Annotated in this window: 21 protein-coding genes and 1 riboswitch; of the genes, 10 read left to right on the top strand and 11 right to left on the bottom strand. The window is 37.1% G+C overall.

Annotated elements, in window-relative coordinates:
• Positions 1-162 precede the first annotated feature (162 nt).
• The 5 genes from CSV79_RS17470 to phaQ form a co-directional block, all read right to left on the bottom strand.
• A complete protein-coding gene (locus tag CSV79_RS17470; protein ID WP_369824989.1) occupies positions 163-357 on the bottom strand; it encodes a DUF4240 domain-containing protein in 195 nt (64 codons plus the stop codon).
• A 42-nt stretch (positions 358-399) separates the two neighbouring features.
• Positions 400-861 (bottom strand): hypothetical protein, encoded by a 462-nt coding sequence (locus tag CSV79_RS13870; RefSeq protein WP_099689659.1) that lies wholly within the window; start codon positions 859-861, stop codon positions 400-402.
• A gap of 274 nt (positions 862-1,135) precedes the next feature.
• The gene (locus CSV79_RS13865; protein ID WP_099689658.1) at positions 1,136-1,816 is read right to left on the bottom strand and encodes a DUF7003 family protein; all 681 of its coding nucleotides are present in this window, start codon (positions 1,814-1,816) and stop codon (positions 1,136-1,138) included.
• 192 nt (positions 1,817-2,008) lie between these two features.
• Positions 2,009-2,494, bottom strand: coding sequence for a hypothetical protein (locus CSV79_RS13860; RefSeq protein ID WP_099689657.1), 486 nt, complete (start codon positions 2,492-2,494; stop codon positions 2,009-2,011).
• Positions 2,495-2,571: 77 nt separating this feature from the next.
• A complete protein-coding gene (gene phaQ, locus CSV79_RS13855; RefSeq protein WP_099689656.1) occupies positions 2,572-2,991 on the bottom strand; it encodes a poly-beta-hydroxybutyrate-responsive repressor in 420 nt (139 codons plus the stop codon).
• A 247-nt stretch (positions 2,992-3,238) separates the two neighbouring features.
• On the opposite strand from phaQ, the gene CSV79_RS13850 reads away from it, so the two are divergent.
• The 5 genes from CSV79_RS13850 (at position 3,239) to gloA (ending at position 7,134) form a co-directional block, all read left to right on the top strand.
• Complete coding sequence (locus CSV79_RS13850) at positions 3,239-3,664, top strand: DUF4349 domain-containing protein (RefSeq protein WP_099689655.1); 426 nt, start codon at positions 3,239-3,241, stop codon at positions 3,662-3,664.
• A gap of 85 nt (positions 3,665-3,749) precedes the next feature.
• Complete coding sequence (fabG, locus tag CSV79_RS13845; protein WP_099689654.1) at positions 3,750-4,532, top strand: 3-oxoacyl-[acyl-carrier-protein] reductase; 783 nt, start codon at positions 3,750-3,752, stop codon at positions 4,530-4,532.
• A gap of 76 nt (positions 4,533-4,608) precedes the next feature.
• The gene (phaC, locus tag CSV79_RS13840) at positions 4,609-5,694 is read left to right on the top strand and encodes a class III poly(R)-hydroxyalkanoic acid synthase subunit PhaC (RefSeq protein ID WP_369824988.1); all 1,086 of its coding nucleotides are present in this window, start codon (positions 4,609-4,611) and stop codon (positions 5,692-5,694) included.
• 198 nt (positions 5,695-5,892) lie between these two features.
• Positions 5,893-6,594, top strand: a complete 702-nt coding sequence (gene gloB, locus CSV79_RS13835) for a hydroxyacylglutathione hydrolase (protein WP_099689652.1) — start codon at positions 5,893-5,895, stop codon at positions 6,592-6,594.
• Positions 6,595-6,753: 159 nt separating this feature from the next.
• The gene (gene gloA, locus CSV79_RS13830) at positions 6,754-7,134 is read left to right on the top strand and encodes a lactoylglutathione lyase (protein WP_099689651.1); all 381 of its coding nucleotides are present in this window, start codon (positions 6,754-6,756) and stop codon (positions 7,132-7,134) included.
• A gap of 172 nt (positions 7,135-7,306) precedes the next feature.
• Here the strand turns inward: gloA and CSV79_RS13825 are convergent, their stop codons facing one another.
• The 5 genes from CSV79_RS13825 to CSV79_RS13805 form a co-directional block, all read right to left on the bottom strand.
• Positions 7,307-8,521: an S-layer homology domain-containing protein gene (locus tag CSV79_RS13825; protein WP_099689650.1), complete on the bottom strand. Its 1,215-nt coding sequence runs from the start codon at positions 8,519-8,521 to the stop codon at positions 7,307-7,309.
• A 266-nt stretch (positions 8,522-8,787) separates the two neighbouring features.
• Positions 8,788-9,228, bottom strand: a complete 441-nt coding sequence (locus CSV79_RS13820; RefSeq protein ID WP_099689649.1) for a disulfide oxidoreductase — start codon at positions 9,226-9,228, stop codon at positions 8,788-8,790.
• Complete coding sequence (locus CSV79_RS13815; protein WP_099689648.1) at positions 9,228-9,902, bottom strand: DsbA family protein; 675 nt, start codon at positions 9,900-9,902, stop codon at positions 9,228-9,230. The genes CSV79_RS13820 and CSV79_RS13815 overlap by 1 nt, the downstream gene beginning before the upstream one ends.
• A 31-nt stretch (positions 9,903-9,933) precedes the next feature.
• A complete protein-coding gene (locus CSV79_RS13810) occupies positions 9,934-11,028 on the bottom strand; it encodes a copper resistance D family protein (RefSeq protein ID WP_099689647.1) in 1,095 nt (364 codons plus the stop codon).
• Positions 11,025-11,579 carry a copper resistance CopC family protein gene (locus CSV79_RS13805; RefSeq protein WP_099689646.1) on the bottom strand — a complete coding sequence of 185 codons (555 nt, stop codon included), beginning with the start codon at positions 11,577-11,579 and terminating at the stop codon, positions 11,025-11,027. The genes CSV79_RS13810 and CSV79_RS13805 overlap by 4 nt, the downstream gene beginning before the upstream one ends.
• Before the next feature lie 315 nt (positions 11,580-11,894).
• Here CSV79_RS13805 and CSV79_RS13800 point away from each other — a divergent pair, with 315 nt between their 5' ends.
• The 5 genes from CSV79_RS13800 to CSV79_RS13780 all read left to right on the top strand — a co-directional run bounded on the left by CSV79_RS13800 (position 11,895) and on the right by CSV79_RS13780 (position 16,693).
• Entirely contained in the window at positions 11,895-12,215 is a 321-nt protein-coding gene (locus CSV79_RS13800) for an ArsR/SmtB family transcription factor (RefSeq protein ID WP_099689645.1), read from the top strand.
• A 329-nt stretch (positions 12,216-12,544) separates the two neighbouring features.
• Entirely contained in the window at positions 12,545-12,991 is a 447-nt protein-coding gene (locus CSV79_RS13795; RefSeq protein WP_158232548.1) for an ATP-binding protein, read from the top strand.
• A 125-nt stretch (positions 12,992-13,116) separates the two neighbouring features.
• A riboswitch (purine riboswitch) is annotated at positions 13,117-13,218 on the top strand.
• A 244-nt stretch (positions 13,219-13,462) separates the two neighbouring features.
• A complete protein-coding gene (locus tag CSV79_RS13790; protein WP_099689671.1) occupies positions 13,463-14,395 on the top strand; it encodes a nucleoside hydrolase in 933 nt (310 codons plus the stop codon).
• Positions 14,396-14,411: 16 nt separating this feature from the next.
• A complete protein-coding gene (locus tag CSV79_RS13785) occupies positions 14,412-15,368 on the top strand; it encodes a nucleoside hydrolase (RefSeq protein WP_099689643.1) in 957 nt (318 codons plus the stop codon).
• A gap of 110 nt (positions 15,369-15,478) precedes the next feature.
• Positions 15,479-16,693 (top strand): NupC/NupG family nucleoside CNT transporter, encoded by a 1,215-nt coding sequence (locus CSV79_RS13780; protein ID WP_099689642.1) that lies wholly within the window; start codon positions 15,479-15,481, stop codon positions 16,691-16,693.
• Positions 16,694-16,770: 77 nt separating this feature from the next.
• On the opposite strand, the gene CSV79_RS13775 is transcribed toward CSV79_RS13780, so the two are convergent.
• The gene (locus CSV79_RS13775) at positions 16,771-17,967 is read right to left on the bottom strand and encodes an RES domain-containing protein (protein WP_233201460.1); all 1,197 of its coding nucleotides are present in this window, start codon (positions 17,965-17,967) and stop codon (positions 16,771-16,773) included.
• Between the last annotated feature and the right edge of the window lie 245 nt (positions 17,968-18,212).

Genomic DNA, 18,212 nt, shown 5'->3' with positions numbered 1-18,212 from the left:
GTTATTATATCATCTCCTGACATCAGTATCCCTATAGAAGTGTTAAAGATGACCTCGGCCATTACGTTTTACTTTTAGATTGATTCTCACACAGGTACCTTACACTAAGACGCAAATGGTTCGACAGTTGGTTGCATCGTACGATTACGATCCATGGGCAAATTATTCTAATGCTATATTTAACTCTTTTCCTACCTTTAAAAAGTATGCTTCAGAAGATATAGTAAGTAATTCTTCACAAGTACACTCGTTTGTGAAGGAATTTGGATTATTCAAAACACTTTGATATATTTCTTTACCCTGGATAACAATTCCACAACGTGCAAATAGAAATATGTCTCGAGAAAAATACCGTATGGCTTCCTCAATTCTACTTGATTTTATAAACTTTATATGTACCTAAAACTCATCTTCTTCCATTAATATTATTTTATTCTCTTTCTCCCTACTTTCACCGTTTTCTATATCTTCCGGTTTATACTCAAGGGTAGATTGGGATGTATACTCCCATTCATAATACGCTTCAAATCCTAGTTCTTCATGGATTTCTGTACATGATAAACAATGTAATTTCTTTTCTCTTTTATTTAATGGTACTATCCCCACAAACTCAAGTGATGTTGGGAAATTCCCTTCATACCACATCAAAGCAGTGTCCCCATTGTAAAAATAACGATACTGTTTTAAAATTTCAACTAACCTACTATCATCTATTAAAGGCTTTCTTTTTTCTAAAAATGGTGTTGTAGCAATCAGATACATCTTATTTTCCATGCTTAATATTCTAATTGCTCCAAAGTAATTATTAGGTAATTTTACTGCATATATCTCCCCGACTTTAGGGTTTATATTCCAATCCATTTTATCCTCCTCTATTACGGTCTTTTATGATAATGGCGATTTAATTTTTCACCCTGTTTATTTTCAATATATGAGAGTTTTTAGCCTTTTTGGTTTCAGCTAATATCTTTTTAGCTTTCTTCACATGACCCAATCCAACAAAACTGGAAGCGACTGCCCAGGCGATTATTTGCTACGGGCAGTGAATTTGTAGTCGACGGTGCAAACATTAAAGATAACCCCGGTTAGTGTCCATTAATCGGGGTTAAAATCAATCCTTTACTTTGTAATCTTCTTATTCTTCCTCATCAATTTCCCAATTTTGTTGTTGTGAAAAACCATATTCACACCAATTTTTCCAGTGTATATTACTTTTCCCTAGTTCAATTAAATTGACGTCACGATGTACTATTGCTCTTTCTAAAGATTTAAAAAATATATTTTTACTTGGTGGTAAATCTTCTACCTCTGTATGCTGCCAAGTTTCGGCCTTATAAAATGGTATCCATTTTGAATCCAAGTTAAACGTTTCTAGCAATTCATGCGCATTCAAGAAAAAAGTTGGTCGTAGATCTTCTTTAATTAAACGTAATAGTGATGTTGCATATTCTAGTGGATCATCAATAGCTAAATCATATGTTTGATACTGTTCAGGAACGAAATGGTATTCGTAGGTTTTTTCTAAAATAGTGATTTTGCCGTTAAATAGTTGTTCTTTCGATAATGCTTCTTCCGTTTCAAATTGAATAGTATCCAACGCTACAATACCAAAAGAAATGTCTGATTGGGTTGAATAATAATAAACATCAGTTTGTGGACCGTCTTGATCGATACCTATTACTTGGAAAATTAGTAACCACTCATCTTTTTGTAGAAAAACATCAATACTTGCTGTAACGTAATCAAAGTTAGCATTTTCTAAAATAAGAAACTCATATTCTTTATAATGCATATCTAATATCGTAGTTAGATTCATATGCTATCTCCTTTTCTTTAGTGAAAGGTACCCGCGTGCCAAACTTTCATGAATGTTTAAACATTCGGGATTGTTTCTCACACAGATACCCTTTTTCGAAGAAAACAGAGCCAATTCGTTCAAATTTGAACGAATTGGCTCTGTTAGATCACATTCATACTACAAACCCAGACACAGTACTTTCTTTACTTTTTAGGCAGTCGGCACTATTTCTTTTTGACGTTGTTTCATTTGTTCTACAATTTCTTCAATCTTTTCAAGTGCTTCCGTACGACCTTTTTGTTGTTGCTTCACAGCTTCTTTAGTAATTTGCTCAAATTGTTCTTGTGATTTTGAGAATAAATCCGTCATTGTATGGACTGGATTCCAAATCGACGTTTGTGCATTTTTTGTAGCTTCCTCAATCATATTCACCCAGTTCATAATTGGTGCTGATTGTTCTGTAGCAGCAAAATTCCCTTTAAATTCATTGCTAAGCTTTTTCGACTTTTCTTCTAGGTCATTTAATGCGTTGCGTGTGGAATTAAGCAACTCTTTCTGTTGTTCAAATACTTGTAAAGATTTCTCTTCAATTTCATTTTGAAGCCCTTGAAGATTTTGAAAACTACTTAACCAGCTATCCCAAATTAGCTCCGACCCGTTAACTACTGATTGACATACATCATTTTTCTTCGTCATAATTAATTCCCCCTTGGTATTATATCCGTTAATATTATTACTATATTAAATACGATTTCCCGCATTTAATCCGAACTTCAGTCTTTCTCATTTTTTTCTTTCGTTTCATTTGATGGCATTGTAAAAGGATTATAGAACGGATTATATAAGTTAAAAAACTGATTCAGCATTTTTTGATAGTGACCAAGCGAATCTGCCCATACCTCTAAATACTGTTCCCCGCCTTCTGTAATCGAATAAATCCTTTTTGCCGGCCCACCTGATGAAGTATCCCAAATGGATGTGACTAGTCCATCTTTTTCAAGTTGTCTTAGAACCCTATAAAAGTTTCCCTGATCCATCGTTTGGATACCAAATTGAGTAAGCTTTTCCATCAACTCATAACCATGGGCATTTAAATTCTGTAAATGTAAAAGGGTCAAAGGAATTAAAAAGTTCTTTGGCGTACCCAAATTGTAACTTTTTTCTTTTTTAGTATCTTCCTTTTTGATGTTCATGATTTACCACCTATCCTAAATATAAATAGTCCATATATGTAATTTACACCTATATGTTAAGTTTATCAAGTGGCAACTTTTTTTGTTTTTTACACGTAGGCCTTACGGTCCGTTATATTGTCGAATGTTGTATATCGCACGCGGAAAATAGCAATAAAATCAGCCCGTCTCCCTATTTGGAAAATACTGAATGTTCGTTAAGATTATAGGCGCAACAATTGAACTGACATGAAAGGGATGAAGTCATATGACACAAACAAAGTTTATGGATCCATTTACGATATGGAAAGATATGTACGAAAAGACTGAGGAAACTTGGAGCGATATTATTCAAGAATCTATGAAAAAAGAAACTTTTTCACAAGGACTTGGGCAGACACTAAATAACCATCTACAAAATACTGAAATGATTTCAGGTATAACTGAATCATATTTGAAACAACTTAATATACCAACGCGTGATGAAATTGCAAGCCTTGCGACACTCGTTATTAATCTAGAAGAAAAGGTTGATGATTTACAAGATAATATATCAGAGGAATTAGTAAATAATCAAACAAGTAAAGATATTAAGGCTCTAAAAGATAGTGTTTCACATTTGGATTTAAAGTTAGATCAAATAATTGAGGCAATGACCGATAAAAAGAAAGTTCCAGCGAATAAGGGAAAGTAACAGTCAAACGAATTCAATTTAGATCTACGTCAATTGCTCATTAACTATCACAAAAATATTATGATGACTGGAAGTGTCTCTACACATGGCTATCAATATAATTGAAAAACAAACTACAGAAGAAACTTTTGGACCACTCAAAGGTAAAGTAGCAGTTGTTACGGGGGGGTCACGTGGAATTGGCTCAGCGATTGCAAAGTTGTTAGCTAAAAATGGCGCACAAGTTGCATTCACTTATCAATTCGATGACACTAGTGCTGGAAATGTTGTGACTGAAATTGAAAACGACGGCGGCTTAACTTATGCGTCTCAAGTAAACGTCTCCGAAATAAAAGAGGTTAATAGCTGTTTGGAGGAAGTCATAAAGCGTTATGGAAAAATTGATATTCTTGTCAATAATGCCGGGATTACAAGGGATCGTTCATTCAGAAACATGTCCCAAGAGGAATGGAATGAAGTCATCAATGTCAATTTAAATAGTGTTTTCAATACAACCTCTGCTGTTATTAATCAAATGATAACGCAAAAGTTTGGTCGTATTATTAACATCGGTTCAATTATTGGACAATCTGGTGGATTTGGACAAACGAATTATGCTGCTTCCAAGGCCGGACTTGTTGGTTTCACAAAATCACTTGCTTTAGAAACAGCTAAAAATGGAATTACAGTCAATGCGATTTGCCCTGGTTTTATTGAAACAGAAATGGTCGCGGAAATGCCTGATGCTATAAGGGATTCTATAATTTCAAAGGTTCCAATGAAACGTTTAGGTCATGTGGATGAAATTGCCGAAGCCGTGTTATTCCTTGCCCAATCCAATTATATAACTGGCCAGGAGATTAATGTAAACGGTGGACTTTACATGTAACCTATCTATATTCGAACATTTACAAAGGAACTTCCAAATCGGGGGTTCCCTTTCAATGACTAGGAGGAGTAATATGATGGATTCAAATGTAGCTGAACTTGATAAATGGATGGATTCAATGCCCGAGGATATAAAGAATAGCTATCAACGGATGAAAAGAATGGCTGGCGTACTTACTACTGAACCCGAGCCCGAAGTCGGTCAAACGCTGAAAGAAGTAATTTGGAAAAAAAATAAATCAAAACTATACCGTTACCAATCTTCTTTAAAGAAAACAAATAAAATTCCTATTTTAATGATTTATGCATTGATCAATAAACCGTATATTCTTGATTTAACACCAGGTAACAGCTTAATAGAGTATCTTACAAATCAGGGCCACGATGTCTATCTGCTCGACTGGGGAACGCCCGGTTATGAAGATAGGCATATGAAGTTGGATGACTTTATCTTGGATTATATTCCGAAAGCTGTAAAAAAGGTATTACACACATCAAATGCCGACGAGATTAGCTTATTTGGCTATTGTATGGGTGGTACAATGACCTCCATTTTTGCGGCTCTTCATCCTGAATTACCTATTCGTAATTTAGTATTTATGACAAGCCCGTTTGATTTTTCAACTACTGGTTTATACGAGAACATATTGGATAAACGCCACTTTAATTTGGATAAATTAGTGGATACGCTTGGTAATATTCCACACAATATGATTGATACTGGCAACAAAATGTTGAATCCAATCGCAAATGTCTATGGACCATTTGTTTCTCTTGCAGATCGTGCGGACAATGAGGAATTCGTTGAAAACTGGATGCTTATGCAAAAATGGTTAAATGACGGAATCCCTTTCCCGGGCGAGGCCTTCAGACAATGGATTCGTGAATTTTATCATGAAAATAAATTAATTAACGATGAGCTATATATAAGAGGTCAAAAAGTTGAGCTGAGTAATATTAAAGGAAATGTTCTAAATATATCTGGATCACGCGATATCATTGCAAGACCTGAACAAGTGAAACCGCTTCTCGATAAAATTTCTAGTAAAAACAAGACATTCCACCTCCTGGAAACGGGTCATGTTTCAGTTGTCGTTGGTCGTAAGGCGATAAACGAAACTTATCCACTCATTGATGGTTGGTTAAAGGAAAACTCAAAGTAATTGAGTTTCTAAACAGTAAAGGGTACCTGTGTGCCAAACTTTCATGAATGTTTATACATTCGTGATTGTTTCTCACACTGGTACCCTTTTTAACCTCCATGTTATGATAGTGAGGTAAACCAAAACTTGTCAGCGGATGGAGGAAAAACTAGTCTCCAAGCCGCAAATCAGTTAGATGAAAAGAGGAGGAATCGTAAGGTGATTATTCATCCAATCAAAGCCTTTACTGATAATTACATATGGTGCATTCAAGAAGAAACAGAGGCAGTTGTGGTTGATCCGGGAACAGCGAATGGTGTTCTTGATTACCTCGAAGAAAAGCAGCTTCGCTTGGCGGCCATTCTTTTAACGCATAAGCATGAAGACCATACCGGCGGGGTACTGGAGATTATGGCGAGACATCCAGAAATTCAGATTGTTGGACCAAAAGAAACGGTAGGCTTGGTGAATCGTGTGGTAGATGAAGGAGACACCTTTACCTTGTTGGGCCAAACGTTCCAAGTCTTTGCAACAGGTGGGCATACACATGGCCATATCAGTTTTTTAATGGGAAATAATCTCTTTTGCGGGGATGCCTTGTTTTCAGCAGGATGCGGACGAGTTTTTACTGGTGATTACGAAGCTCAATATGAAGCCTTGCAGAAATTTAAGCGCTTGGATGATGATGTAAATATTTATCCTGGTCACGAGTATACCGAAACTAATTTACGTTTTGCATATGACATGCAGCCGGATAATGAAAAATTTTCCAAAGCATTGAAAGAAGTCCGTGAATTGCGTGCAAAAGAAGAGCCGACACTCCCGACAACGATCGGCAGGGAGAAGGAAATCAACCTCTTTCTGCAAGTGGAAACATTGGAGGACTTTATCAAATTGCGCAACGCCCGTGATGACTTCTAAGGGGATTCGAGTCTGAGTGTAGAAATGGAGTTCAAAACATACTGTTTTAAATCAGTTACAACCATTTTAAATAACGATCAACATTATTCAATCGAATCAAATGTACTTACATCGTATCTATGATAAGATTAAATCAGTAAAATTACGGAGGATGATAATATGAACCAAGTGCTCGTTGAAATTTGTTTACGTGTTAGAGACATTGATGCTACATTAGATTTTTATACTGAGCTTTTTGATTTTGAAGTAGCCAGTCGTAGAGAATTCCCTGAAGATAAATTTGATTTAATCTATCTAAATTCACCAGGTTCTTCAGTACAAATAGAACTTACTTACAATTATGATGCAGAGCCATATGTTATAGGAAATGGTTTCAGTCATTTAGGCGTAACAGTAGATGATTTGGAAGAAATGCATAGAATTTGTAAAGCTTCTTCTTATGAAACAGGTGAATTGAAAGGACTTTCAGGCGAAACTCCTTTTTACTTCTTTGTTACTGACCCTGACGGCTATAGAATCGAAGTAAAGCGTAAGAAATAATTAAAGGTACCAGGCCCAAGACAATTCTGAATTGTTTCGGGACATGGTACCTTTTTTATTAGCATGAAAACACCAACAACAAACCTTCACTCAAGTTTGCTACAGGTATTTCAAATTGCTTTTTCAGTTCCTACACTCAATGTTTTTTATAACCCATTTTCAAAAATCAAGTTCAGTTGACGTCAAGCATCTTTGACGTCTCCACTTTATAATATAACATATGTTTATCCGGAACTTTCACTTCTACCGCGTAGCGTGCTTCTTTTCCGTCAGTAAAGCGGACTGTCGCGATGAAGCTACCTGGCTTGTTGACTCGAATGAACACATCCGGTGAATCGGCATACCCTTCAAACGGCATGTTGCCAGATAGGACTTCCCCGTCTGTCCGCACGAAACGAATGTTTTCAACCTCTTCACCCATCGCCAGTTTCAGTCGCGCGCGTGTCTTCAAAACATCGCTCGCGTATAGCAACTGCACCTTCAATTTACCATCGACCTTCTTCACATCCACATAGTATTTATGATAGTAGCGTTGGATATTTTGACTTTCCATACCATAATTACCGCCCAACTGCATCGTGCCTCTCCCTTCTTTCAACGGCGTCACTTGTACGCGATCGCCAGTATATCCTGACGGCGTCTGTCTGCCTTTAATAATGACTGCGTGATACAATTCCGAGTTGACCGCAAATTCATCCGTGTCCTTATCGGTCATTATTTCAGAGAATCGTAGCATCGAACCCCACGTCTTTAATGAATGCGTCTCGGGATGAACACGCTCCGTTAGTTGCATCAACTTCGCTGCTTGTCCTCTTGTCACCCATTCATTAATGCCAAATCTGTCGTTCGTTACGCCTGTCGTAATGCCGAGTTTGTGAAGAATCAAGACATTCGCGCCATGCGAGGTGTTGGCCTTGACGTCATGGTATGGATTTTCATTTTCATTGAAAGCAAAGCGCGGCAGATCGAACGCTTTGACTAGGATGGAAGCTAACTGCCCGCGTTTGACGGGATCATTCGGACCGAAACTCCCGTCTTCATAGCCCCCGATCACTTCAAGTTCCGCAAGTTTTGCGATGGCATTATGATAACCATTCGCTTTCGAGACGTCCTTGAATCCGGGATCCTTCACCATGTAATCCGGATTCAGTCCCATCAACTTCGCAATAATTGCTGCCGCCTGACCACGCGTGATGGGATTGCCCGGCTTGAACATACCGTCCGCATACCCCGTAATAATATGACGTTCGGCCAATTCATTGACCGCCTCCGCAAAGTGCTTTGTTTCGGGAACATCCGTGAACTTCTGATTGCTTGCGGCCATACTCGATAATGGCAGGCTGAGAGCAAGAGCCACCGTGCCAAATGTCATCCAAATCTTTTTCATCGTGATCCTTCCTTTCTATTATCTAATCATAGATCAACGTACGGACGGAGAATTTTGTAAATAGTTTCATTGTATTCACAATATATTTGTAGCCAAAAGCAGATCTGTTCGCAATCGAAAATTGGTGCCAGGTCCCAACACGATTGCCAGTCCAGCTCCAATTAGAAAAGTCCCATACTTCATAAGCTCCTCCCCTTAATCGTATTTTCCAATAAAAAGAAACCAAAGAATTGCAACTGCAATTTCTTTGGTTTCTTTAAGGTTATTTACACAATTGGTTTCTTTGATTTAATGAAAAACATACAGATAGCAATTAGAACAAATGCCACTAATGCTAAAAATGGTATCGTAATAAACCCAAACCAATTTATATACTGCGCACTACAAGGCACGCCACTCACGCATGGCTTGATTCCACCAAAACCAGGTATCTTTTGCTCTAAATAATGCATGAAAGATATGCTTCCTCCAATAATTGCTAACGGAAGTACAAATCTTTTAACGGAACTGTCATTCTGGAATGTTCCAATCCCTAATATTAAAGTAAGTGGATACATGAGGATACGTTGATACCAACACAGTTCACAGGGAATGTATCCTTTAATTTCACTGAAGTACAGGCTGCCAAGCATCGCAACTAATGAGACAATCCATGCAATATATAATAAAAACACCTGTCGCTTGGATTTGTTTTCTAAATTACCCATTAGTTTTGATCCTTCAATTCTTTTTCTATTACAGTTTTAATACCTTCATAATCAAATGGATCCTCTATTATATTTCCATTTATGATAATGGTCGGAGTCAAAGAAACACCGATTTCTTTGACTAAATCATCGTCGTGCTTCACACGATCCATCGTCGCTTGTTGTTCCATGTCTTCTTTTAATCTTGTTTGATCAATCTCAGGGAATCCGCTTGCAATTTCAAGGATGCTTTCAAGGGTAATCCACTGTGCATGATGATTTTCGGCTGGCTGAGCATCAAACAATGCTTGATGAAAATCCCAATAAACATTAGGATTCCTCTCTAAAACGGATTCGGCAGCAATTGATCCTAAAGTCGACTCTTTTCCATGGAATAATACGTTCACAAATGAAAATTTAACTGTGCCTGCTTCAATATAGTCACTAACCAATTTCGGATAAATCACTTCACCCCATGATTTACATGCAGGACATTTGAAATCACCAAATTCAACTATTGTGACCGGAGCATCTTTCTTTCCAAGTATAGGTTGTCCAGTAATATCAATTTGTTTTACTTCAGTTGACGTAGATTCTTGTTTATTGCTAAAAACGACTACTGCCACCAAAATTACTGCTACTACAAGTGTTATGGCAACTACAAATTTCATGTTTACATTCTTATTCTTACTCATCACAAACCTCTTCTCTCATCATTTTTTTCAATTATTGAATACTTGCCATTAAGCCAAAATACAGCGAAAGGATACAAAACATTCCCATGAAAAAAGGAGCAACCGCGGATACCTTCTTTCTGAAACTGTATAAGATTAACCACATAAAGAGGATAGACAATATAAAAAATAATAGGCTTATCGTATTTAGCCCAAATTGTAAACTCATGGATGGCTCAATGATCCCTGGATAAAAATAAGCAAAGATTTCTGATGGACCGCTGCTGCCAAGCGTAATCTTCATACTATGTGGAGGTTCCTGTTGTCCCAAGACACCAGTCGAAACAAAAGTGAAAAATAATAGGATGCTTTCAAACTTCAACCAAGGGATCGGGTTAATTTTTTCTTGCATCTTCAGCTTGCACCTCATCCAAAACCCATTGATAAAGGCGAAAAATAAAACAGGTATGACGCTCAGATGCTTCACTAATAGCGCTTGTCCATATGGCACTGTCCACGCATCTACATATTCATGTACATCGATTACCAATTTCATGAGAAATAATCCGGTTCCCATTATTGTAAGAAAACAAGCGATTGCCAAAGGCGTAAACCACCTTAAATAAGCAAGCCAGTTCTCTTGGTTTTTGGAATACCAGCCAACAATAAGGAGAATACCAATCCAAACTGTAACAGCTAGAAAGTGCAACGAATGAAAAGCGAAGCCACTCCATACAGTAAGAGATGCCCCGTGACTCGCCCACCCTAATGCCAACAGGAGAATTAATGTAAAGACAAGAGAAATGCCAGACATGACCTTGCTTTTCAATACTGGAAAAAATGACACAAACAGATAGAAGAAAATTGAAAGGATCACAGTGAGATTCCAGGCCTTCCCCACTTCAAAACCTGTAAGCACATTTTGCATCGTCAATTCGAAACCGATGTCTTCATAAAGAAACAGAATCACCCTAAGTACCGGTGCAACCGAAAAGAACACGACTCCTACTACAGAAAATTGAATTAAGCGTTTAGATATATGTATGTCCGGTTTCAGTCGTTCAGGAACAAATTGAATGATAAACGCTCCCATTAACAGTGAAAAACATAGATACAACAAACTTTCAGAAATATAAACCCAAATCATGTATTCTTCCTTCTTCCTATAATCCAGCCTAAAAATCCGCCGGCTATAGTAAATAAAATCACAAGGATTACTACGAGTACATCATTCGAAGCTATTTTCGAGGAATCTTCAATTACCTGCACTACAGGTTTTTCTACTAAATCTTCTATTGATGCTTCAGGTATTTCTTTCGGTTCTTCTGAAACTGCCGGATTTTCCAATTCGCCCTTTCTTACCATAAACGAATACGTTCCTTGCATCGGGTGACCATCTGCCCCAATAATTTTCCATTCCACTGTATATGTACCATGAGTCAAAGGTGACATGAAGCCCCCGACCATCACATTATCATCCACTTGGGTAGTAAGAGAGACTTCCTCTTCAGTCTCATCAAACACTTTTATTGTGCTAGTCGTTTCAATTCTCGTATTAAACTCTAAAACAATTTCATAAACTTCTCCATTTACTTCTTCCCCATCCATCGGTGAAGAAGTGGTCAAATTCGTATGGGCGTAAACGGTATTTGATAACAACACTATTATTAAAAACGTCATACTAATAATTCTTTTCATATTTTCCCCCGCTTCAATTATTTACGTGTGTTTTGCTTTACCAACTATCCGATTTCTTTTAATAAGCTCGGCATAAGTCGATCCCTTTTACTTTCTAAAGCTTTCTCAGTACATGATTAGTGAGAGGGATCATTTAGTTAACCTTCAGTTAGGTCACTCCTTTTTTGGATCAGCGGTATAAATGAAATTCAGACATTAACCCGATACACTTATTAGTAATGACTAATATGATGGTAATTGACATACATATTAGTGCTTGCTAATGTGATAGTAACAAAACATATTAGTACTGTCTAATATAAGGGAGAGATTTCTATGATTAAAATGGATGTAGATCTGAAAATAAAGTTCTTAAGAGCATTTGGAGATAAAACTAGAGTTCAAATACTGGAGTGCATTATAGACGGTGAAAAAACAGTATCACAAATTGTTGAGAGTGTGGAAGGTAATCAATCCAATATCTCCCAGCACTTAGCGTGTCTTAGGGGATGCGGAATCATTGTAGGAAGACAGGAAGGAAAATATGTTTACTATGGACTGCGAAATCAACAAATTAGAGAGTTGTTAGTGACATTCGATGAAGTACTTAGTCAAATTCAAGATGATGTTGCTTGTTGTAACAACCATATTAGTTAAAGGAAATGTGTAATATAAGGAAAACTTGCTGTTCGACTTAATTAAAGGTACCAGGTCCCAAGACAATTCTGAATTGCTTTGGGACCTGGTACCTTTTTTAAAGCCGATTGAATGGATCAATGAACTACTTGGTGCTTACTGTAAATATGGAGCTAGCGTACAATTCCAGAAGATTGTATAAACAGCCATGACGAAACAGACATATACTTATACTAACAGGTAGTTCCTGCAAATACATTTGTGGGAAGGGATTGCCTTCTTTGTATAAGTATCGGTTAATATATTTGCATCGTAGATAGATAACTATTGCTAGAAAGGAGGATATGCTTATGAAGAATATAAACGAAATCATGAGGATCATTCAGCAATTAGATCATCATATTGCGGATGATTTTGAGGCACAGGACTTAGAATTTAAACGGTGGAATTTTAGTTCTTTGGAAGAAAATATCAATAAAATGATTAAATACTCTGTTTGTATGGCAAATGGCGGCGGTGGCAGTGTTGTTTTCGGCTTGGCCGACAGAGTTCGGGGAATAGACAATGTTTTAACAGGGGTTCCATTTGATGTAGACATAAAGAAATTACAAAAAAAGGTGTATGAAAATACAGATCCACCCATTTCCCCTTCATTTGATGAATTGTTTTATAAAGATCATTCGGTTCGGCTCCTAGTCATGAGCGTTATACCTGAAAACCCGCCTTATACAACAGTGAATGGTACAGCAACTATTAGGCAAGGAAAAGAGTGTCTACCGTACAGGAACGATTCATAGTTAAAAGTACCAGGTCCCAAGACAATTCTGAATTGTTTCGGGACCTGGTACTTTTATAAAAGATAATATGAAATGTTCGCGATTTTATTGACGGCACCAAAGATATCTATTATTATTAGGAACGCGAATAAAATGTCGAATAATGTCGTATAATATTGGAGATATGGTCCAAGAGTTTCTACCAAGCCACCGTAAAAGGTTTGACTACGAGGTAAATGTTAAAAGGAATAAGGATCAAACAATACTCCCTTTTGTATTTACACATGCCTAGTCAACGCTCCGGTAGCTATCGGAGCGTTTTTTGATATTTTATGATGTTTATAAGCTATCATGCGAAGCGGTACGTTAGGCAAATTTCGATTGATCTTGGTATGGAACAACGTGCGATGTTATAAAGAATTCCAACAGGATAACAGTTGGACGAATTCCCGAGCATTTAAAAAAATTCACCATGAAGGGTCGAGAGAAAATATGAAAAAGAAAATTTACTTTAATCATGATGGCGGAGTTGATGACCTCATTTCGCTATTTTTATTACTAAAAATGGACACGGTTGAACTCACAGGTGTTTCGGTCATTCCAGCAGATTGTTATTTAGAACCAGCAGTGTTTGCGAGCCGAAAAATTATTGATCGCTTTGGTTTTGGTGGTCTTGACGTAGCAGAGTCAAATTCTCGTGGGAAAAATCCTTTTCCAAAAGACTGGCGTATGCATGCATTTTATGTTGATGCCCTACCGATTTTAAATGAATCTGGAAAAGTTGTAACACCAGTGGCGGAGAAACCAGCACATCTTCATTTAATAGATACGGTTTTAACAACTGAAGAAAAAACAACTTTATTATTTACAGGTCCACTAACTGATCTTGCGCGTGCATTAGATGAAGCTCCTGAAATTGAAGAGAAAATTGAAAGACTTGTTTGGATGGGTGGTACATTCCGCGAAGCAGGAAACGTACATGAACCTGAACATGATGGAACTGCGGAATGGAACGTTTTTTGGGATCCTGAAGCAGCTGCCCGTGTATGGGAAACCGGCATAGAAATTGATTTAGTGGCACTTGAAAGTACAAACCAAGTACCGTTAACTTTAGATGTACGTGAGCGTTGGGCAAAAGAACGCCAAAATATTGGTGTAGATTTTCTTGGTCAATGTTATGCGATGGTACCCCCTCTTGTTCACTTTTCAACGAACTCCACATACTATCTGTGGGATGTGTTAACAACCGCATTTGTTGGCAAGCGTGATCTTGTAAAAGTACAAACCATTAACTGCATTGTTCACACAGACGGTCCAAGCCAAGGCCGTACAGTTGAAACCACCGATGGACGACCCGTGAATGTCGTTTATGATGTGAATCGTGATGCGTTCTTTGATTATATGACAGAATTAGCCAAAAGGTAATAGAGAGGACTTCTATATGTTAGACAAAAAACGAGTGATTATTGATACCGATACAGCTGGTGATGATACGATTGCCATATTAACAGCACTACATTATTTTGATGTAGAAGGCATTATGATTACCGGTGGAAATGTTCAATTTGATCAGCAAGTTGAAAATGCACTTTATACCGTTCAAGTCGCAGGAAAAAGTGAACAAGTCCCCGTTTATAAAGGGTATAAACGTCCATTAATGGGACTTGGAGAAACCGAACATCGTACTGTAGAAGATGTACATGGTAAGGATGGAATGGGTGACTCGTTTTTTGAGAAGGCGGTCCAATCTCCAGCAGAAGGTCATGCAGTGGATTTTCTGATCGAAACTGTTCACAAAAACCCTGGAGAAATCCATTTAATCGCCATCGCACCATTAACAAATATTGCAATGGCAATTAAAAAGGATCCGACTATCGTTCCGAATATTCCTCATCTCTACATTATGGGAGGAACCAATAATGCGTTAGGTAATATTACTCCGAGCGCCGAATACAATTTCTTTGTTGATCCTGAAGCAGCGAAAATTGTCCTTCATTCAGGGATCCCCATGACCATGGTTGGTTGGGAAATGTGCACTCAATATTCCATTATGGACGATAACGATCATCAGACCATTGAGGCTTTATCGACAAAGGGTTCTCAATTTTTTAAGGATATCAATAAGGTTGTAATGCAATTTAATAAAAGTGTTCACAAATTAAACGGCACAACACACCCAGATACATTACTAGCTGCTGTTGCAGCAAATGAAAAGATTATGACAAAATCAAATGTATATCATGTAGACGTTGAAACAATAGGTGAACTAACAAAAGGGTACAGTCTTGTAGATGTTAATAATCGTTTGGAACGTACAAAAAATGTTCGGGTTTGTGAAGAAATTGATCGGAACGTATTCAAAGAAATGCTAATCGAGGTCTTGCGTTCGATAAAGTGAAATGCAATTTAATGTAGGATAAATCAAAAAATTGACTAAAGAGGGATTGTTTCTAATCCCTCTCACTCTTAAATTCCATGTCATTTGACGATGAATGAAAGGAAAAAATTATGCAATATATTTGGGGAATAATAGGAATTATAGGTATTTTATTAATAGCATTAGCTTTTTCTAAACATCGTAAAGCCATTAAGCCGAGAACCATCATTGGCGCATTTGCCTTTCAGTTCGTTTTTGCTTTAATGGTTTTGAAATGGGAATTTGGAAAAACGATTCTTGAGTATGTTTCAATGATCGTTCAAAAAATCATTGACTCTTCCAATGCTGGAGTTCAGTTCTTGTTTGGAGGAATTCTCGGCGCGGAAAATGCAGGTTTTACCTTTGCATTACAAGTGTTACCCATTATCATCTTCTTTTCTTCATTAATATCCGTCCTCTACTATTTTGGTATCATGCAGTGGGCAACTAGAGTCATTGGTGGATTATTAGCTAAAATACTGAAAACGAGTGAAACTGAATCTATGTCGGCATCTGCGAATATTTTTCTAGGTCCGACGGAAGCACCACTAGTTGTCAAACCTTATATTGAAAATATGACCAAATCGGAGTTATTTGCTGTTATGGTGGGAGGACTCACGTGTGTTTCAGGTGCAGTTCTCGGTGGATATGCCATGATGGGCGTTCCTATAGATTATTTGTTAGCTGCCGCTTTTATGGGTGCTCCGGCAGGATTGTTATTAGCTAAGATCATCATTCCAGAAACAGAAAAACAAAATAACGTTGAACGTATTCAGATGATCAAAGATACTGAGTCAAAGAATGTAATTGATGCAGCTGCTCGTGGAGCGACAGAGGGCTTGAAAATTGCCGCAGGTGTTGGGGCGCTATTACTTGCGTTCATTTCCCTTATATTTTTGCTTAATACAATTATTGGTTCCATTGGCGGAATTTTCGGATTTGGAACGTTAACTCTAGAACAAATCTTAGGCTATGTATTTTCACCGATTGCCTTGCTTATCGGTGTTCCGTGGGATGAAGCTTTGAAGGCAGGTTCCTTTATAGGTCAGAAGGTTGTATTAAACGAATTTGTCGCGTATACAGCTTTTACTCCCGAGATTGCGAATCTGTCTCCAAAAAGTGTTGTTATTATTAGCTTTGCACTATGTGGATTTGCCAATCTGGGTGCGATGGCTCTTGTTATCGGTGGATTAGGAGGAATTGCACCTTCAAGAAGACAAGATATTGCATCGATGGGTTTACGAGCAATCATTGCGGCGACATTAGCTAATCTATTAAGTGCAGCGATTGCCGGGATGCTTATTTAGACAGGAAATTGATACTATGTAATTAATGGTGCCAGGTCCCAAGACAATTCTGAATTGTTTCGGTACCTGGTACTTTTTTAGATATCATCCACTTCAGTATGGTCTTCACTAAATAAGTAATCATCAAAACCACTATATATTAGCTGACTATATCTAATTCTTTTGCCTATGTAGCTCATAGGCACGTCTTCCCACAAATTCGCATAAGATGAATACTTTGCAGATGAATTTGGTTGCCTAATAAGATTATTATATTCTGCAAAATTTATTGGTTTTGTTAAAGGGATCTTTTTTGCAAAATCACTATATAGTTCTGAGTTGTTTTTCATAGGGACAGCTAAGTTTACTGCATATGGAAAGCTTTCAGAATCCCTTTCTACCCGTTTTGAAATATAAAAGACACCGTCTATATCTAATTCAGTTAAACATTGCATCACCAATTGAGAAATTATATATTCACTATAAAAACCCCTGTTTTCCTCAGCTACTTTATAAGATGTTGCAATAACTAATGGAAAAAACTCTATCAAACTACTTACATCAGGCTCCATTTCTTCAAGATTTGATAGACCATTAATTAGCATTTGTGATATAGCAAGATTTAAAACGTTAATATTTGGATTTACTTCATATGAAGCTACGTTAAACTCTCTATCTAAAGGCTTGTTTAATTCCAACCAGCAGACATAAGATGTTAACCCAAAATACATACAGGGGACACCAGCGATACTAAATCTCTGTGTAGTAACGTAACCTCTTTTATTAAATGGAATATGTAAAAAATCTGACTTCCTAAAACCGCTAGTTCCAATACGCGCCCTAAAAAAAGATAATTCTCCATAAGCCATCGGAGGTTCATGAGGTGATTTTTTAATTCTAGTAATACCTCTGACCGCTGGAGATTCATCCAATTTAGATATAATAAATTTATTCGAACGATAATCAGTAAGCACTTTTAATATGGCTTCTTTAGCCGCAGATATATTAGCATCATAATAAGAATCTATGGCTTCTTTAATCTTTTCTATATTGACTTCTGTCCTCCTATAAACTTCTTCGCTTACTAACTTTCTTCCTTCTATAGCCTTTAAGTAGTTATCTAACTTTGCACATAAACTTTGCTTATAATCAAAGTCTGTCGATATATATATTGGCAAATAAAAGTCATTTAATTCAATAGATTTCTGTTTATCACATTCTGTTAAAGTAATTTCACACCTTATATCTTCTAATTTAGGATTTATTTCCATATTTAACTTTTTTACTTCTTCCATTTTATCGCTCCCTCCATTTCCGTATTGTCTTTTAAACCCCTTTTAGCAAAACCAAAGGAAATCCATCTTAATTTAAGATACCTGTGTGTGTCAAACTTTCATGTTTGTTTAAACATGTAACCGTCAAGTAATTTTGAACAGTTTTTGCTCATTAGTTTTGAACAGTTTACGCTTGAAATAATGTTTCACGATACTTAATTCTGTGACTAGCACCTTCAAAGTGAAGGACTTCAGAGCGGTGGAGA

Source organism: Sporosarcina sp. P13 (assembly GCF_002743055.1).
GTDB lineage: Bacteria > Bacillota > Bacilli > Bacillales_A > Planococcaceae > Sporosarcina.
Note: the sequence above shows the minus strand (reverse complement) of the source record. Positions and strands in the feature narration are given on the sequence as shown.